This is a genomic window from Amycolatopsis antarctica, from assembly GCF_002262875.1.
GTDB lineage: Bacteria > Actinomycetota > Actinomycetes > Mycobacteriales > Pseudonocardiaceae > Amycolatopsis > Amycolatopsis antarctica.
The window spans coordinates 1-18005 of sequence record NZ_NKYE01000019.1 but is presented as its reverse complement, the minus strand read 5'-3'; the positions used below and the strand labels follow the sequence as shown (position 1 = coordinate 18005).

Here is an 18005-nt window from a genome sequence, read left to right as displayed (position 1 = left end):
ACGCCTCGCCCGGCGAGTGGCGACGACGCGCCGACACCGGTAATGGCGAATTTGCCTGCGCTCAGAGTATTCATCCACGGGATCGTGTCGAGTACGAGTGCTGCAACGAAGTCAACACGCAGGGTGCACGATTCACCCGCGGGCACATGGTGAACAGCCATCGGGGTGATTGTGCATCTGACGCATTGACGCAGGTCAGCGCGATTAAATCGGATCGCGGGTTCTTCTCACGGTGTGCACGTGCAGACGCGCGAGCGCCGTGATGCCACCGATCGAGGCACGGTCACGTGGACGGGTGAACCTGCCGGAGTTCACTCCAACGGCCGCATGCGTCCCGGGTTCTGGGAGGTTTCCTCCCCCTCGGGGGGCAACTTCCACGAGGTTTCTTGACATACTGCCAACGATTCCCGCCGTTCCTGGACAGGCGGGTACGCCAAGCCGGAACGGCGGGAAATCACGAACCGTCGACAGGTCCGGTCGGAAGCACACTCACGCCGGACGTCGAGTACGCACAGTCACCGGCGAAGGAGCTCAGCCGACCGGCGTCGCGGTCTGGCTGGCGATCGAGTGCTGGACGACGGAGATCAGCACCTGCTTGGCCGACTCCCGCTCCCGGGCGTCGCAGACGATGATCGGCACCGAGGGCGAGATCGTCAGCGCGTGCCGGACATCCTCGATCTGATGGTGCAGCAACCGGTCGAAGCAGTTGATCGCGACGACGTAGGGCAGGTTGCGGTTCTCGAAGAAGTCGATCGAGGCGAACGCGTCCGCCAGCCTGCGGGTGTCGAGCAGCACCACGGCGCCGATCGCGCCCAGTGCCAGGTCGTCCCACATGAACCAGAACCGGTGCTGTCCCGGCGTGCCGAAGACGTAGAGCACCACGTCGGAGTCCAGCGTGATCCGGCCGAAGTCCATGGCGACCGTGGTGGTCGTCTTGTTCGGTGTCGCCGAGAGGTCGTCGACCGAGGCGCTGGCCTCGGTCATCGACGCCTCGGTGGTGAGCGGGTCGATCTCCGAGACCGCACCCACCAGAGTCGTCTTGCCGACACCGAAACCACCCGCGACGACGATCTTCGCCGACGAGGTGGGTCCGGAGGCGGACGACGTGTTCGCTTCGCCGCTAAATTCGCCGAAGGCCACTGAGCACCCTCTCCATGAACTCGACGCTCGGCCGGTCGCCCACCGCGTAGGTCGCGGAGTGAACCATGACGAGTCCGAGACCGGCAACGTCACCAACCAGAACCCGCACCACACCGAGTGGCAGGCGCAGGTGAGCGGCCACTTCGGCCACTGAACGCGTGTCCAGGCACAGATCGCAGATCGACCTGTGCTCCGGAACCCGGACCCGTTCCAGCACCCGGCCCTGCTCGCTCGTCGAGATCAACGCCTCGATCGCAAGGTCGTAACTGGGACGGGTCCGTCCCTTGGTCCGGAAGTAGGGCCGGACCAGACCGGAGGACGTGTTGTCCTCCGGTTCGTGCTGTGCCTGTACGGGGAAGGGCTGCTGCCCCCCGAAGGCCGGGTCCTGCTCCTGCCTGGCGTCGTACGAGCCGTACAGCTCGGAGCCCGGGCCGGCCAGCAGCCGGTCCGCCGCGAACTCCGCCACGTCGAACTCGCCCGGCCCACGGCCCTGATCGGAATCAGGTGGGCGCAGCCATGCCTCCGCATCGTCCTCGGGGTGGCGGGAACCACGCCCGCCACGGCCGCCGAAGCGGCCGTCGTCCTCGTACTGCCAGCGCGACGCCTGGAAGTCGTCGCCAAGCCGGCGCTCGCCTCGCGCGCGTCCGGAGTCCACGGCATCTCCTCAGTGCTATAGGGGCGCGCCGGTCAACGGCGAGCCGCACCCTGCAGCTGGGCCCGCAACTCGGGGGTCAGTTGCTGCCCCACCCGCTCCACGAGCAATGTCATCTCGTACACGACGAGCCCGATGTCGCTGTCCGGCGAGCCGAGGACGGCCAGGCAGGAACCGTCCGAGACCGCCATCAGGAACAGGAAGCCGTTGGCCATCTCGACGACGGTCTGGGCGACCGGACCTCCGTCGAAGACCTGCGCGGCACCCCGGGCCAGACTCGTCAGTCCGGATGCGACCGCGGCGAGCTGGTCGGCGCGGTCCCTCGGCAGCCCGCGTGAGGACGCGAGCAGCAGCCCGTCCGCGGAGACCACCACGGCGTGCGCCGCACCGGGCACCCGGTGCACGAAGTCGGTGATGAGCCAGGCGAAGTTGCCCGGTTGTTTCGGCCCGATGGGCTGTGCTGTACCCGCCCGTGTCACTGTCACTCCTTAACCCCGTTCTCGGCAGATTCTTCGCCCGAGCTGGACACCGAGACGGCATCGGGCTGTCCGGCTTCCGGCGAGTCGTCCTTCAGTGCGTGACGTCCACTCTTGTAGCCACGCTGGAAACTCGCCATCCGGCTCCGTGCTGCGGTCGCCGACCTGGCGATCGACGGCTGCGCAGATTTTTCGGGTTGTGCGGAGGCACCGGCATCGGTGAACGAGCCGCCAGCACCGGAGTTGGCGCTGACCGACCCTGGCACCAGATACGCGTTGGGAACCCGTTTGGGCAGACCGGCCGGGGTGATCTCCTCGTCCTTCGAGTCGAGCAGGGCCTGCGCGGCCTGCCAGCCGTTGTCGGAGGCGCTCTGCCAACTTCCTGCCACGCCCGCCCCTTCGGGTCGTTCCTGGACATCCGGCTCGGCGGCGGGCCGCTCCGCTTCGGCCGGCACTGCCGGGCGTGCGGTGGGCGACGGCGCTGGGGAGGGCGCCGGGGACGGCGAGGGCCTGCCCGCGTCGGCGGGCGCGGAGGCCTCGGCTCCCGCCTCGCTCTGTGCCTGCGCCTCGTCCTCCTCGCTGAACCACCGGGACAGCACCGACTGGTAGATCGGCAGCCTGCGGGTCGGCACGTCGTCAGGTGCCGAACCGGGCGGCTCGGCGGCATCGGCGTCGTCCTCGGCCTGCGCGGGCGCGATCGGCGGCGTGTAGGTGGGCCTGCGCTTCGGCAGCGCGAGCGGGGAGTACTGCGTCGTCTCCTCGGCCGTGCCGTCGGCGGGAGCCTGCGCCCCGTTGCCGTTCGCGGCCCCGTTGCCGTTTCCGTTGTAGGCCCCGTTGCCCTGGGCGGGCGAGGGCCGTGCGGGCGGCGGGGCCGGGATGGTGGCCGGGTCCGGAGCGCCCGCGAACATGCCGCCGGACGAGCCCGCGACCAGGTCGTCCAGGCTGATCGGCTGGTCGAGCGGACGCAGTCCGCCCTCCTGTCCGGCCGACGAGTCCTCGGCCGGGATCGGTTCCGGCTCGGGCTCCGGCTGCCGGGGCTGCCTGGTGGGCAGCTCGGAGCGTTCCTGGGACGGCTGCGCGTCGAAGGCCGATTCGAACGTCGACGTCATCGCGCTGCGCGGCGGCGGGGTGTGCTCCATCGAGTCCCGGTGGCCGTTGGCCGAGCCGGACAGCGCCGTGGTGATCGCGTTCTCCGTCATCCAGTTCTGCGGGACGGAGTCGGACATGGCGTTCCGCGGCGGGGTGATCGGCGGCAGCGAGCGCGCGGCGTTGCCCAGCAGCTCGGCGGGCACCACCACCCGTGCGACGACACCGCCCTCGATGTCCTCGTTCTCGCGCAGCCGCACCTCGATGCCGTGCCGCTTGGCCAGCCGGGCGACCACGTACAGGCCCATCCGGCGGGTCACCGAGACGTCCAGGTCGGGCGGGTCGGCCAGCCGCTGGTTGGCATCGGCGAGCTGCGACTCGGACATCCCGACACCGCGGTCGGTGATCTGGATGGCGAGTTCGTCCCTGCGGGTCGCCACCGCGCGCACCGTCACCTTGGTCTCCGGCTCGGAGAAGTAGGTGGCGTTGTCGAGCAGTTCGGCGAGCAGGTGGACGAGGTCGTGGATCGTGCGGCCCTGGACGAGCGTGTCCGGGATGACGCCGACCTCGACGCGGGCGTACTGCTCGATCTCCGAGACCGCCGCGCCGACGACGTCGGCGGCCGGGACCGGGCGCGGCACCGACTTGGACAGACCCGCACCGGAGAGCACCAGCAGGCTCTCACCGTTGCGGCGCAGCCGGGTGGCGAGGTGGTCCAGCTCGAACAGGCTGGCGAGATGGTCCGGGTCCTGCTCATCGGCCTCGAGCCGGTCGATGACGCCGAGCTGGCGCTCCACCAGCCGCTGCGAGCGGCGGGACAGGTTCACGAAGATGCCGTTGACGTTCTCCCGCAGCATGGCCTGCTCGGCGGCCATCCGCACGGCCTGTTCGTGCACGGCGTCGAACGAGCGCGCGACCTCGCCGATCTCCTCGCGGGTGGTGATCGGCACCGGCTCGACCACGTCCTTCGAGGCGCGCAGCGGGTCCGGGTCGTCCAGGATTCGCTGCACCGTCTGCGGCAGCCGGGTGTAGGCGATGTCGAGAGCGTTGGTCCGCAGCACGCGCAGCGGGCCGAGCAGCAGCCTGGTGACCGCGATCATCAGCGCCAGCGTGGCGATGATGAGCGCGATGACGATGCCCGCCTCGACGTAGGCGGCGGTGGTCGTGCTGCCGGCCAGGTCGTCGGCGCTGACGCGCAGCCCGTCCAGCAGCGAGCTCTCCACGGTCCGCAGCTTGGCGGCGGTGGCCGTGGAGAAATCGGTGAGCTGGGGGACGTCGATCGCGACCGGCTGGCCCGCCTCGGCGGCGATGAAGGCCCCGGCGCGGATGCGCTCGCGGCTGTCCACCTCGGGGCCGGAGACGGTGTCGGAGTAGAACTGCCTGCGTTCCGGGGTGGCGCTGCCGTTGAAGTTCGCGATGGCGGCGTCGCCACCGGCGTTCGCGTCGCGCGTCTGCTCCAGCAGGTCACCGGGGAACTGGTTGCGCAGCGCGGCGATCTGCAGCGCGGCGTCCTCCCTGGTGAAGAACTCCTTCGCCTCGCTGATCGACTGGGTCGCGGTGCCCGCGCGCAGCAGGTCCCGGTCGCTGACCGCGGCGGTGACCTCCTGGCCGAGCTGCACGAGCTGCTTGAGCAGTTCGGTGTAGGTGGAGAAGGTGGCGATGTCGGAGTACGGCGAGTTGTTCGCGGCGGCGCGCAGCGGGCGCAGCGAGTCCAGCCGCTGGAGGCCACGGTCGTACCGGGCCTGCGCCTCGGTGTCGTCGGTCGCCAGGCCGGCCGTCGCGGTGCGCAGCTCGTCGACGGCACGGTCGACCTTGCCGATCTGCGCGTCGAACGCGGGCGCCCCCTGCGCCCCGCCGGAGGCGATCTTGGTGACGGCCAGGGTCCGCTCGGTCTGCAGCTCGTGGACGACGTTGGTGACCCTGATCGCCAGGCCGACCTGATCCGCGGTCTGCTGGAACTCGTCGGCCACCGACAGCTTGTCCGCGGTACGGAGTCCGCCCAGTACGAGCGCGGTGAGCGTCGGAATGATCAACACGAGCAGGAGCTTGGAACGCAGGCGCCAGTTTCTCAGCCCGCCGGACTTGCCCGCGGACTTGCTGGAGGTCGCCTGGCCGGCGGCCTCCTCGGCGGAGCCGCCGCCTAACTCCGTGGCGTCTGATCTGGACACCGATGAACCACCATTGCTGTTCGGGCTGGACAGATACTCGGCGTTCTGGTCGGGCACAACCAGCACACTCCCAAGACTTGACTCAGTAGCCGGTCACATCGTGTCCAGCTGGATCGGACGGGCACCTGACGGGCGCCCCACCCCGCGCGGCTCCGTTGCCCGCGGCCACCCGGATGCGACACTCACGACACGCTTCCCGCGACCAGGCAGTACCCAACCTCACCGAAATGCTCCGTCCGTTCGGCCGTTTAGGCACAGGCGCTCACCACATCGGTGATTCGCTGTCTGGCTGCGACGCAGAGGGTAGCGAATGCCCAAGCGGGATGTAACCCTCCAGGACGACACGGGTAAATAAGCAACGTCATCCGCCCAGGGAGCACCCACTTGGCGGGACAAGAACACCCTGCGCAACGCACACTTCGCGGAGAGCGCCGGAACGGGTGAGATTACCCACGGATAACACGTGGGTTGCCACCCATTGTGATGTCTCGGGTGAGTTCTCTACAGTACCCGCGTGGCCCCGGTACATGGGGCACGACACGCCCCCACGGTCCGCGTCCATCGCAGGACCTCTTTCGCGAGGAGTTGCCTTGCTTCGACACGCCTTCAGTAACCAGCGTGGACAGAGGAGGCGAGGCAAGTTCGGCACCGTCCTGATCGCGCTGACCATGCTCGCCTCGACCAGCGGCTGCGGGCTGCTCAGTGGCGAGGAGGAGTCCTCGAACGCCTCGGGTGAGACCACCAAGGTCAAGGTCTCGATCATGCCGACGATCGACCTGGCGCCCTTCCACCTGGCCGCGAAGAACGGCTACTTCAAAGAGGAGGGCCTCGACGTCGAGATCGTCAACGCCCCCAGCGGCCAGGCGTCGGTCACCAAGATGATCGCCGGCGAGGTCGACATCTCGTACAGCTCGTACACCCCGTTCTTCATCGCCGAGGCCGGCAAGGTCGCGGAGAAGGACGGCAACATCAAGATCGTCGCCGACGCCTCCTCCGCCGCTCCCGGCAGCACGATGGTCGTCGCGATGCCGGACTCGCCGGTCAAGAAGGTCACCGACCTGCCGGGCAAGAAGATCGCCATCACCGGTCAGAACACGATCTGCGACACGCTGATCAAGTCGGTGATGAAGACGAACGGCCTGGACTTCAACGGCATCCAGTGGGTCGACATCCCCTTCCCGGAGATGTCGAAGGCGCTCGCCAACGGTGAGGTCGACGCGGCGTTCATGACCGAGCCGTTCATCACCCAGTCCGCGAAGACCGTCGGCTCGGTCCCGGTGGTCGACACCGCGAGCGGCCCGACGCAGGACTTCCCCACCGCCGGTTACGCCTCGCTGGGCAAGTTCGCCAACGAGAACCCGAAGGCCGTCGGCGCGTTCCAGCGCGCTCTGCAGAAGGCGACCGTCGAGTCCGAGGACCGCAGCAAGATCGAGCCGCTGATGGTCGAGTTCTCGAAGGTCGACGCCGACACCGCCGCCCTGACGAAGCTGCTGCAGTTCCAGTCAAAGCCCGATCCCTCGCGCCTGCAGCGCGTCCCGGACCTGCTGCTCGAGTTCGGCACCATCGGCCAGGCCCTCGATGTCGAACAGATGATCGCCAAGGCGACGGACGCCTGATCCGACGTATTCGTGCGACCCATCCTGCGAAACCTTGCCGGTCTGCTCGGCTTCTTCCTGCTCTGGGAAGTGGCCGTGCAGGCCGGTTTGGTGAACGAAGCGTTCCTGCCACCGCCGAGCCAGGTGCTCGGTCAGACGATCGGCCTGTTCGGCGACGTCTCGTTCCTGCGTGACCTGATCGCGACGCTGCTCGCGTGGGCCATCGCCATCACGATCTCGACGGCGGTCGCCGTCCCACTGGGCCTGTTGCTCGGCAGTATTCCGGTACTGCGCGACGCCACCCGCGCGATCGTCGAGTTCCTGCGCCCGATCCCGTCGGTCGCGCTCATCCCGTTGACGATCCTGGTGATCGGCAGTGGCTGGGAGGCCAAGGTCGCGCTCGCGGTGTACGCGGCGATCTGGCCCATCCTGTTCAACACCATCTACGCGCTCGCCGAGATCGATCTGGTACTGATCGACACGGCACGGGCCTGCGGTACCAGCAGGACCCGGATCCTCAGCTCGGTCGCACTGCCGCACGCGGCACCGTTCGTCTACACCGGGTTCAAGATGTCCGCGTGGATCTCGCTGATCCTGGTTATCAGTACGGAGTTCGTGTCGGGCGCCCAGGTGGGGCTCGGCAAGTTCATCGTCGAGGCCAGTTCCGCCGGCGGGCAGATGGACCTGGTGCTGGCGGGCACGGTCGTGGCCGGGATCATCGGGTACCTGATCAACGACGGCCTCGATCGGGCGGGCAAGCGCCTGTTCCGGTGGAACTCGGCACAGGAGGCGGCGGCGTGAGCGACACTGGCGAAGCCCCGCTCACGAAAGCCGGCCGGGTGCGGGTGCCCCGCAAAACACAGGAGGCGGCGGCGTGAGCGACACTCGCGAAACCCCGCTCACCGGAGCGGAGCGGAAGACGTCCACCCTGGGTTCCCGTGGCTCCGCGGTGCTGGGCCGGGGACTGCGTGGCTTCGCCCGCAACTGGCTGCTGTTCCTCGGGCTGATCGTGCTGTGGCAACTGGTGGCGGTGCTGGCGGACGACCCGTTCTTCCCGCCCCCGACGACGATCCTGGGTGCCGCGGGTGACCTGTGGTTCTCCGGTCCCGCCTCGCAGCTCCTGCTCTCGGACGTGGTGTTCGACCATGTCCTGCCCAGCCTCGGCCGGGTGATCGGTGGCTGGCTGATCGCGGTGGTGGTCGGTGTCGCGGTGGGTACGGCGCTGGGCCGGTCGCGGACGGGCCTCGACTATGTGGGTCCGCTGTTCGCGTTCGCCAGGGCGATTCCGCCGCCGGTGCTGGCGCCGGTGTTCCTGGTGCTGTTCGGCATCGGTTCCGGCATGCAGCTCGCGACGATCATCTTCGGTGCGCTGTGGCCGGTGCTGCTGAACACGGTCGACGGGGTGCGCTCCGTGGACAAGGTCAAGGTGGAGACGGCGCGTTCGTTCCGCACCCCGGCGCCGTACTGGATCGGGATGGTCGTGCTGCCCGCCGCCTTGCCGAAGATCTTCGCGGGCCTGCGGCTGAGCCTGTCGATCTCGGTGATCCTGATGGTGGTCTCGGAACTGGTCGGTGCGCTGAACGGCATCGGCAAGCAGCTCTTCCTCGAACAGAGCAAGTACAACTTTCCCACGATGTGGGCGTGGATCGTGCTGCTCGGCATCATCGGTTTCGGGTTCAACGCCGCGCTGCTCGCCGTGGAACGGCGGGTGCTGCGCTGGCAGCCGACCCGGAACGCGCAGGACGCGAACTGACCACGGCGACGTGCGGGATCCCCGCCGTCCGCCGATGACGACGCAATCGAGAAGGGGGCTGGCGTGCCCACAATGCTCGAGGTGAACGGCCTCGACCACCGGTACGGCACCGGGGAGACGGCGCACGTGGCCGTGCGCGACCTGAACTTCACCGTCGAGGCGGGCAGCCTTGCCTGCATCGTCGGCCCGTCGGGCTGCGGCAAGTCGACGCTGCTGCGCTGCATCGCCGGGCTGATCAAGCCGAGTGGCGGCACGGTGAGCCTGCACGGCGACCGGGTCGATGGTGTGCCGGACGACCTGGCCGTGGTCTTCCAGGACTACAGCCGTTCGCTGTTCCCGTGGCTGTCCGTGCAGCGCAACGTCGAGTTCCCGCTGCGCTGGGGTTCGCTCGGCAAGGCGGAGCGGCGGCAGCGGGCGGCGGACGCGCTGGAGGCCGTCGGGCTGGCGGGCGTCGGCGGGAAGTTCCCGTGGCAGCTCTCGGGTGGCATGCAGCAGCGGGTCTCCATTGCGCGGGCGCTGGCCAGCAGGCCCGCGCTGCTGCTGATGGACGAGCCGTTCGCCTCGGTGGACGCGCAGACCCGTTTCGAGCTGGAGGACCTGCTTCGCAGGGTGCAGCGCGAGCAGGGCAGCACGGTGCTGCTGGTGACCCACGACATCGACGAGAGCGTCTATCTCAGCGACCGGGTGCTGGTGCTGTCGAAGTCTCCGGCGACGATCGTGGCGGACCTGGAGGTGGGGCTGCCGGAGGAGCGCGACCAGATCGCCACCCGGGAGTCGGCGGAGTTCGTCGCGATGCGCGGCGAGGTCGCGCGGCTGCTGCAGGTCGGTCCGACGGGCGGCGCGGGCGAGGACGCCTCCGGGGCCTCCGCGACAGCCGGAGCCGGGACCGCGGAGAAGGACCCGGCGAAGGCGTCGTCCTGACCGCCCGATCCTGGTGAGCGGAGGGTGCCCGATCCCGGGCGCCCTTTCTCGGTCAGTACAGGACGCCGGGGTCCGGGTCGACGCGGACGTGCAGCAGGTTCGGCCGGTCGTCGGCCAGCGCCGCGGTCAGCGCCGTGCCGAGTTCGGCCGGGCTCCGCACGTGGTGCCCGGTGCAGCCGAGCGAGGCGGCGAGTGCGGCGAAGTCGATGCCGCCCAGTTCGACGCCGGGCAGTTTCGCCCCGCCCGCCGCCTCACCGAGGATGCGGACGGCGGCGTACTGCGAGTTGTCCATGATCACGAACGTCACCGGCACCTGCTCGCGGGCGGCCGTCCACAGAGCCTGGATGCCGTACATCGACGAGCCGTCCCCGATCACGGCCACGACCTTGCGTTCCGGGCGCGCGATCGCGGCGCCGACGGCGGCGGGCAGGCCGTAGCCGAGGGTGCCGCTGGCGACGGTGAGGAAGCCGGTGTCGGTGGCGCGGATCGGCAGGTGGTCGTGCAGGTCGTTGCGGTGGCTGGGCGTCTCCTCGACGACGATCGCGTTGTCCGGCAACGATTCCGCCAGCGCCGCGTAGACGTAGGCGGCGGAGACGGGGGTGCTCTCCGGCGGCCGGGACGGCCGCACCCGCACGAGCGGCGCGGGCCGGTCCGTGGCGGGTACGGCGGCGGTCAGCGCGCGCACGGCCAGCCCCGCCGTCGCCCGGATCCCGATGCCCTCCGAGGCGCGGGCGAGTACCTGTTCGTCGTCGCTGATCAGGTACATGGGTGGCAGCGCGACCTCGGACTCGCCGCGGTAGACGTGGTAGGTGAAGGCGGGCGCGCCGAGCACCACCACGAGGTCGTGACCGGCCAGCACGGTGGCGGTGGCACCGCGTTCCGGTTGCAGGAACCCGAGGAACAGGGGGTGGTCCTCGGGGAACGAGCAGCGCGCCGACATCGGGCTCGCCCAGACGCCTGCGTTGAGTTTCTCGGCGAGGGCGACGACCTCGGGCACCGCACCGTCGGCGTCCACCGCCGGGCCGACGACGATGGCGGGCCGCTCGCTGGCGGCGAGCGCGGTGGTGAGGCCGGCGAGGGCCTCTGGGTCCGGGGCGAAACCGGGGATCCGCTGCCGTGCCACGACGGGCCGGTCCGCCTCGGCGTCCCAGTCGTCCACCGGCACCGAGACGAACACCGGACCCTGCGGTGCCTGGGTCGCGAGGTGGTAGGCACGGGCGATCGCCGCGGGCACGTCCTGTGCGCGGGCCGGTTCGCAGCTCCACTTCACGTAGGGCCGGGGGAAGGCGGCGGCGTCGGTCGCCCCGAGGAAGGGGTCGTCCGGCATCAGCGACCGCATCTGCTGCCCGGCGAGCACGATCATCGGCGTGCGGTTCTTGTACGCCGTGAAGACGTGCCCGAGTCCGTGCCCGACCCCGCCCGCCGAGTGCAGGTTCACCAGCACCGGCCTGCCGCCCGCCTGGGCGTATCCGTCGGCCATCGCCACGACGGACGACTCCTGCAGGCCCAGCACGTACCGGAAGTCGCCGGGCCAGTCGCTCAGGAACGGGATCTCGGTGGTGCCGGGATTGCCGAACACGGTGGTCAGGCCGAGCTCGCGGAGCAGGTCTCTGGTGACGTCCCGGATGGTGCGCGTAGGCATGGGGCAACGCTAACCCCTTCGTCACCCGATCCGGTGCGCGGCGGCGGTTTCGGCGCCCGAGACCACGGTCGCCCAGCGGCGGACCGAGGCGAGGTCCACCGGTTCGTCCCAGCCGGCGGGCCGTACGGCGCCGCCGATGTGGAACGCCCGCACCCCGGCGGCTCGCAGTCGCGTCACGTGCCCGTCCCGTAGCCCGCCGCCCGCCATCAGCTCCGGCCCACCGCCACGCGCGGCCACCGCCCGCAGCACCGGCAGGCCCTCGGTCACCCCGCCCGGATGGCCTGCCGAGAGCACCGTGTCGCAGCCCAGCCCGGCCAGTGCCGCGTGCGCGGCGTACGGGTCGGCGGCGTGGTCGACCGCGCGGTGGAAGGTCCACGGGCAGCCCGCCAGCTCCTCTGCCAGCAGCGCGCACGCCTCGGTGTCCACCGCCCCGTCCGGGGTGAGGAAACCGAGGACGAACTCGCGCGCTCCGGCGTCCAGCAGCGCCGCCGCCCCGGCCCGCAGCGTGCCGGGGCCGGTGGCCGCGAAGGACGCTGTGTGCCGCAGCATCACCCGCACCGGCAGGCCGGTCGCGGCGAGTACCGCGCGCACGGTGCGCGGCGACGGGGACAGCCCGTCGGCCGCCATGTCGGCCACCAGTTCGATCCGGTCCGCCCCGCCCGCCTCGGCACGCTCCGCGTCCACCGGGCCGAGTGCGATCACCTCGAGCAGGCTCACTCGCCGATCCCGTCCCGTTCCCCGGCCCGTTCGGTGTCGGTGGCGGCCGTGCGCGCGTCACGGCCCTGCCGGACGCCGCGTTGCAGGCTGGTCATCCGGCCCCGTACGGCCTCCGGCGAGCGGGAAAGGGGCGGGCCGTCGTAGTCGCGGCTGGTGCTGATCGCGCCCGGCAGCAGGCGCGAGTTCGGTACCCGCTTGGGCAGTCCGGCGTCGGTCTCCTCCCCGGCGGGCTGGTCCAGTTTCGCCACGGCCAGCCAGCCCTCGTCGGCGGCCGTGCGCCAGCCTTCCGGTTCGGCGGGACCGTCACCGTTGCGGCCGGGGGGTTCGGCGGCCCGGTGCGCGCCGCCGGTGCCCGGCTCGTCGGGCTCCTCCGGTGTTGCCCGCGCGGCCTGGCCGTCCGCCTGCGGCGTGGTGTCGGGGGGTGCGACGAACCATTTCGACAGCACGTCCTGGTACACGGCCATCCGCTCGGTCGGGGCGTCGTGGTCGAGGAAGTTCTCGTCCTCCTCCGGCTCGTCCGGCCACTCCGGCTCGAACGCCATCACGGGCGCGCGGCGCGGCGGGCCGGGGCCGACGATCGCACGGGCGGGCGGCTCGGGTTCGGGTTCGGGCTCGTCGGCTTCGAACGCGGGCTCGAACGCCGGCACCGGTTGCGGCGCGACCACGGGCAGCGGCACGGACACCAGTTCGGCGGGCACCTCGACGGTGGCGGTGAGCCCGCCGGTGGAGGCCGACGCCAGCCGCACCTTGATCCCGTGCAGCCCGGCGAGACGGGCGACCACGTAGAGCCCCATCCGCCGGGACACCTCGACGTCCACCTCCGGCGGGGTGGCCAGGCGCTGGTTCACGCGGTGGATCTCGGTGGCGGGCATGCCGGCGCCCTGGTCGGTGATGTCGATGCGCCACGCGCCCGTCCAGGTGGCCGAGCTGACCACGGACACCGAGCGAGCGTCGGGCGAGTACTCGGTGGCGTTCTCGAACAGTTCCGAGATGACGTGCACGAGGTCGCTGACGGCGTCACCGCGGACGGCCACGGCCGGCGTCGCCTTCACCTCGATCCGCCGGTAGTGCTCGACCTCGGACAGCGCCGCGCCGATGATCTCCTCGGCCGCGACGGGCTCGTCGAGTTCGCGGTCGAGGTCGTGGCCGGAGAGCAGCACCAGGTTCTCGCTGTTGCGGCGCATCCGGGTGGCCAGGTGGTCGAGTTCGAACAGGCCGCCGAGCGTGTCCGCGTCCTGTTCGTCGGCCTCCATCCGGTCCAGCACGGAGAGTTGGCGTTCCACCAGTTCCTGGGTGCGCCGGGAGAGGTTGACGAACATCGCGTTGACGTTCTCCCGCAGCAACGCCTGGTCCACCGCGAGCCGGACGGCCTGACCGTGCACCGCGTCGAACGCCCTGGCCACCTGCCCGAGCTCCTCCCGGCTGAACACCGGGACCGGGGCGACGGCCGGCCGGGCGGGCGCGCCACCGGTGCCCGGTTCGGGATCGGCGAGGATGCCCTCGACGGCCTCCGGCAGCCGGTGCTCCGCGACGTCCAGCGCGGTCCGCCGGAGCACCCGCAGCGGACGCAGCAGCGAGCGGGTCACGATCAGCGCCGCGACCCCGGCCACCAGCAGCACCGCGACCACGATCGCCGAGTCGCGGATCGCCGAGGCCAGCGCCTCGTCGGCGAGGGTGTCGGTGCGCCGCTGCGTCTCCTGCAGCAGCGCGTCCTGCACGCGGTTGACCAGGTTGACGGTGTAGGTGGCGGAGATGTCCCACTGGACAGGGTCGATGCCGGTCAGCGGCTGCCCGTTGCTGGCGCGCACCTGCACGGCCTCGGCGGAGTCGTTGCCGATGTCGACGATCAGCCCGATCACGGTGTCGTCGTACATCTGCTGCTGGGCGGGGGTGGCGAACTTGCCGAAGTCGCTGCGGGCGGCGTCCTGCTGCGCCTGGGCACTGAGCAGTGCGCGTTCCAGGTCGCTGGTGAACGACCCCGTCTGCAGGGCCTCGGCGATGATCGCCCGCCGCACGGACATCTGGTCCTTCACCCGGGCCAGCGCGTTGGTCGCCAGCCGCAGCCTGGCGAGTTCGGGGTCGGAGATCGTGGAGACGGACTGGTCGGCGAGATCGAGCGGACCCGCGATCAGCTCGCTGTAGGAGCGCAGCACGGCGTCCGGCGGGTAGGACGAGAACTCGCCGGAGAACCGCAGCCCGGTGAGCACGGTGAGGCGCTCCTGGATGGTGCGGAAGTCGGCGGCCGCGGCCGGGGACAGGTCCTCGCCCGCCGCGGAGAAGGTGCGGTCGAACTCGCCGATGGCGGCGCTCACCCGGTCCCGCTGGGCGCGCAGTTCGGTGTCGCCGCCCTGCCGGTCGGCCGCGACGAAGCGCACCGTCAGATCGCGTTCGCGCTGGAGCTGGTGCACGACGTCGGCGACGGTGTTGTCCACCCGGACCCGTTCGGCGAGCTGGGCGAGCTGGTCGGCCTTGTCCAGGTCGGAGCGCGCCCGGAGGCCGACCAGTGCGACGGCGGCGAGGCCGGGGATCAGCAGGATGGCCAGCAGCCGAGTGCGGAGTTTCCAGTTGCGCAGCCGCCAGCGGCCTCCGGCGTCGGGACCGGTTTCCGTTCCCGTACGTCGGTGGGAACGGCTGTCGCGACGGGTCACCTGGCTTCCTCTTCCGCGTGCGGCGCCGCGCGCTCGATCGGGGCTCCATCGCCGAACCTACCGAAGAGTAACATCTGTGAGCGTGCGGTAGTCCGACTGAAATTCGTTCACGCTCGCCGGCGATGTTATTGCGTCGAACCGCCTAAGCTCCACCCTGTCGTACGTTTCCCCTCCCGGTGGAGTCCTCGTATGCGCAAGGTCCTGGCACTTCTCGCTGTTCTCGCGCTGAGTGGCTGCGGAATCCTCACCGAGGACCAGCCGGTCGGCCAGGCGCCACCCGAACGCGGCACGCTGCGCGTCGGGGTCGGCGACGCGATCGACACCGCCCCGCTGCGCATCGCCGTGGCGGCGGGCGAGTTCAGCCGTGCCGGACTACGGGTGGAACTGGTCGAGCAGCAGAGCCAGGAGGACGGCCTCGCCCGGCTCGGCGCCGGCGAACTGGACATCGTCTTCGCCACCGACGTCGCCCTGTTCCGTGCCGCGGCGGGCGGCACCGAACTGCAGCTCCAGGGCGAGGCGTACACGGCGGGCCGGGACACGATGGCCCTGGTGACCCTGCCCGAATCCGACTACCAGGACGTCACCGCGAAGAAGGCCCCGCGCATCGCCGTCGACCTGCCGGACGATCTCGGCGCGCTGGCCGGCCGCTCGGTGCTGGCCACGGCGGGCGTGGACCCCGCGGGCGTCGAGTTCGTCACCACACCCGCCGCCGACATGGTGGAGGCCGTGCGCTCCGGCGCGGCCGACGCGGCGTGGATGGTGGAGCCCGGCATCACCACGGCGCGCAAGGAGTTCGGCGCCCGGATCCTCAGCGACGGCGCCCGGGGCGCGACCCTGGACTTCCCGGTATCGAGCTACGCCAGCAGCACCGAGTTCGCCAAGGGCAACCCGCGCGCACTGGCGATCTTCCGGGACGCCCTGGGCAGGGCCCAGGCCCGCGCGGACGACCCCGCCGTCGTCCGGCAGGCGCTGCCCGCGCTGGCCGACATCGACGCCACCACCGCCGCGCTGATCGCACTGGGCACCTACCCGAGCTCGCTCAACGGCATCCGGCTGCAGCGGGTGGCCGACCTGATGCACGCCTCGGGGTCGATTCCCGGACGGCTCGACGTCCAGTCGTTGTTGCCGCAGGTCACGCCTGACTGAGCGGCCCGTCGGGGCGGGAACGTATAAAGGAGAGCGTGACCAATGGCCCGCTGATCGTCCAGTCCGACAAGACCGTCCTGCTCGAGGTCGACCACGACCGGGCCGAGGACGCCCGGATCGCGATCGCCCCGTTCGCCGAGCTGGAACGCGCCCCCGAGCACGTGCACACCTACCGGGTCACCCCGCTGGCACTGTGGAACGCACGGGCCGCGGGCCACGACGCCGAGCAGGTCGTCGACGCGCTCACCAACTACTCCCGCTTCCCCGTCCCGCAGCCGCTGCTGATCGACGTCGTCGACACCATGGGCCGCTTCGGCAGGCTGCAGATCGCGAACAACCCCGCACACGGGCTGGTGATGTCCACAACGGACCGTGCCGTGCTGGAAGAAGTGCTGCGCAGCAAGAAAATCAGCCCAATGCTCGGCGAGCGGCTGGACGACGACACGGTGGTGATCCACCCGTCCGAACGCGGCAGACTGAAGCAGGCGCTGTTGAAGATCGGCTGGCCGGCCGAGGACCTGGCGGGCTACGTCGACGGTGAGGCGCACCCGATCGCGCTCGACGAGAGCGACTGGGAACTGCGCGAGTACCAGCGCCAGGCGGCGCAGGCGTTCTGGGCGGGCGGTTCCGGCGTCGTCGTGCTGCCCTGCGGCGCGGGCAAGACACTGGTCGGCGCGGCCGCGATGGCCGAGGCGAAGGCGACCACGCTGATCCTGGTGACGAACACCGTCGCGGGCAGGCAGTGGAAACGCGAACTGGTCGCCCGCACCTCGCTGACCGAGGAGGAGATCGGCGAGTACTCAGGGGAGCGCAAGGAGATCCGGCCGGTCACCATCGCCACGTACCAGGTGGTCACCCGCAAGACGAAGGGCGAGTACCGGCACCTGGAGCTGTTCGACTCCCGCGACTGGGGCCTGATCGTCTACGACGAGGTGCACCTGCTGCCGGCGCCGGTGTTCCGGATGACCTCGGACCTGCAGTCACGCCGCAGGCTCGGCCTCACCGCGACGCTGGTGCGCGAGGACGGCCGGGAGGGCGACGTGTTCTCACTGATCGGGCCGAAGCGCTACGACGTGCCGTGGCGCGACATCGAGGCGCAGGGCTGGATCGCCCCGGCCGAGTGCGTCGAGGTCAGGGTGACGCTCACGGACAACGAGCGGCTGGTCTACGCGACCGCGGAGGCCGAGGAGAAGTACCGGCTGGCGTCCACCGCGCACACCAAGACGGCCGTCATCAAGTCGATCGTGGACAAGCACAAGGGTGAGCCGACGCTGGTGATCGGGGCGTACCTCGATCAGCTCGAGTTGCTCGGCGACGAGCTGAACGCGCCGGTGATCCAGGGTTCGACGCGGAACAAGGAGCGGGAGAAGCTCTTCGACGAGTTCCGCCGCGGCGAGATCAGCACGCTGGTCGTGTCCAAGGTGGCGAACTTCTCCATCGACCTGCCGGAGGCGTCCGTCGCGATCCAGATCTCCGGCACCTTCGGTTCCCGGCAGGAGGAGGCGCAGCGCCTCGGCAGGCTGCTGCGCCCCAAGGGCGACGGCCGCCAGGCGCACTTCTACTCCGTCGTCGCCAGGGACACCGTCGACACCGAGTACGCGGCGCACCGGCAGCGTTTCCTCGCCGAGCAGGGATACGCGTACCTGATCACCGACGCCGACGACCTCCTGGGCCCACCCCTCCCCTGACCGCCAGGCACACCGTGTCGGGCGCCCAGGCACACCGTGTCGGGCGCTCGGGCACACCGTGTCGGGCGCTCGGGCACACCGTGTCGGGCGCTCGGGCACACCGTGTCGGGCGCCCGGGCACACCGTGTCGGGCGCCCGGGCACACCGTGTCGGGCGCCCGGGCACACCGTGTCGGGCGCCCGGGCACACCGTGTCGGGCGCCCGGGCACACCGTGTCGGGCGCCCGGGCACACCGTGTCGGGCGCCCGGGCACACCGTGTCGGGCGCTCGGGCACACCGTGTCGGGCGCTCGGGCACACCGTGTCGGGCGCTCGGGCACACCGTGTCGGGCGCTCGGGCACACCGTGTCGGGCGCTCGGGCACACCGTGTCGG

General features: G+C 70.7%; 13 protein-coding genes. 6 read left to right on the top strand and 7 right to left on the bottom strand.

The genetic code is table 11. The features are described from left to right. Positions 1-531 precede the first annotated feature (531 nt). The 4 genes from CFN78_RS24335 to CFN78_RS24320 are packed head-to-tail and all read right to left on the bottom strand — an operon-like array spanning position 532 to position 5522. Positions 532-1140, bottom strand: coding sequence for a GTP-binding protein (locus CFN78_RS24335; protein WP_094865347.1), 609 nt, complete (start codon positions 1138-1140; stop codon positions 532-534). Further along, positions 1121-1795, bottom strand: coding sequence for a DUF742 domain-containing protein (locus CFN78_RS24330; protein ID WP_094865346.1), 675 nt, complete (start codon positions 1793-1795; stop codon positions 1121-1123). The genes CFN78_RS24335 and CFN78_RS24330 overlap by 20 nt, the downstream gene beginning before the upstream one ends. Positions 1796-1827: 32 nt before the next feature. Continuing rightward, complete coding sequence (locus CFN78_RS24325; RefSeq protein WP_094865345.1) at positions 1828-2271, bottom strand: roadblock/LC7 domain-containing protein; 444 nt, start codon at positions 2269-2271, stop codon at positions 1828-1830. 2 nt (positions 2272-2273) lie between these two features. Next, entirely contained in the window at positions 2274-5522 is a 3249-nt protein-coding gene (locus CFN78_RS24320) for a sensor histidine kinase (RefSeq protein ID WP_240519668.1), read from the bottom strand. 590 nt (positions 5523-6112) lie between these two features. Between CFN78_RS24320 and CFN78_RS24315 the strand changes: the two genes are divergently transcribed. From CFN78_RS24315 to CFN78_RS24300, 4 genes are all read left to right on the top strand, one after another. Then, positions 6113-7138 (top strand): ABC transporter substrate-binding protein, encoded by a 1026-nt coding sequence (locus CFN78_RS24315; protein WP_240519667.1) that lies wholly within the window; start codon positions 6113-6115, stop codon positions 7136-7138. 12 nt (positions 7139-7150) lie between these two features. Next, positions 7151-7918 (top strand): ABC transporter permease, encoded by a 768-nt coding sequence (locus CFN78_RS24310; RefSeq protein ID WP_094865344.1) that lies wholly within the window; start codon positions 7151-7153, stop codon positions 7916-7918. A gap of 127 nt (positions 7919-8045) precedes the next feature. Then, positions 8046-8870, top strand: a complete 825-nt coding sequence (locus CFN78_RS24305; RefSeq protein ID WP_240519679.1) for an ABC transporter permease — start codon at positions 8046-8048, stop codon at positions 8868-8870. A 63-nt stretch (positions 8871-8933) separates the two neighbouring features. Beyond that, positions 8934-9791 carry an ABC transporter ATP-binding protein gene (locus CFN78_RS24300; RefSeq protein ID WP_094865342.1) on the top strand — a complete coding sequence of 286 codons (858 nt, stop codon included), beginning with the start codon at positions 8934-8936 and terminating at the stop codon, positions 9789-9791. A 52-nt stretch (positions 9792-9843) separates the two neighbouring features. Here the strand turns inward: CFN78_RS24300 and mdlC are convergent, their stop codons facing one another. Genes mdlC through CFN78_RS24285 form a run of 3 tightly spaced genes read right to left on the bottom strand, consistent with a single transcriptional unit; the run spans position 9844 to position 14798 of the window. Next, positions 9844-11433: a benzoylformate decarboxylase gene (gene mdlC, locus CFN78_RS24295; protein WP_094865341.1), complete on the bottom strand. Its 1590-nt coding sequence runs from the start codon at positions 11431-11433 to the stop codon at positions 9844-9846. Between the two features lie 21 nt (positions 11434-11454). Beyond that, a complete protein-coding gene (locus CFN78_RS24290; RefSeq protein ID WP_240519666.1) occupies positions 11455-12150 on the bottom strand; it encodes a copper homeostasis protein CutC in 696 nt (231 codons plus the stop codon). Next, entirely contained in the window at positions 12147-14798 is a 2652-nt protein-coding gene (locus tag CFN78_RS24285) for a sensor histidine kinase (protein WP_094865340.1), read from the bottom strand. Before CFN78_RS24285 ends, CFN78_RS24290 begins: the two co-directional genes overlap by 4 nt. A gap of 189 nt (positions 14799-14987) precedes the next feature. Between CFN78_RS24285 and CFN78_RS24280 the strand changes: the two genes are divergently transcribed. Then, complete coding sequence (locus CFN78_RS24280) at positions 14988-15944, top strand: ABC transporter substrate-binding protein (protein ID WP_094865339.1); 957 nt, start codon at positions 14988-14990, stop codon at positions 15942-15944. Positions 15945-15979: 35 nt separating this feature from the next. After that, on the top strand, positions 15980-17632 hold the full coding sequence (locus CFN78_RS24275) for a DNA repair helicase XPB (RefSeq protein WP_094865330.1): 1653 nt from the start codon (positions 15980-15982) through the stop codon (positions 17630-17632). Positions 17633-18005 lie beyond the last annotated feature (373 nt).

Excerpts from the sequence above, each read along its gene's own strand:
- mdlC (WP_094865341.1), bottom strand. The coding sequence starts at position 11,433 with ATGCCTACGCGCACCATCCGGGACGTCACCAGAGACCTGCTCCGCGAG.
- CFN78_RS24280 (WP_094865339.1), top strand. The coding sequence starts at position 14,988 with ATGCGCAAGGTCCTGGCACTTCTCGCTGTTCTCGCGCTGAGTGGCTGC.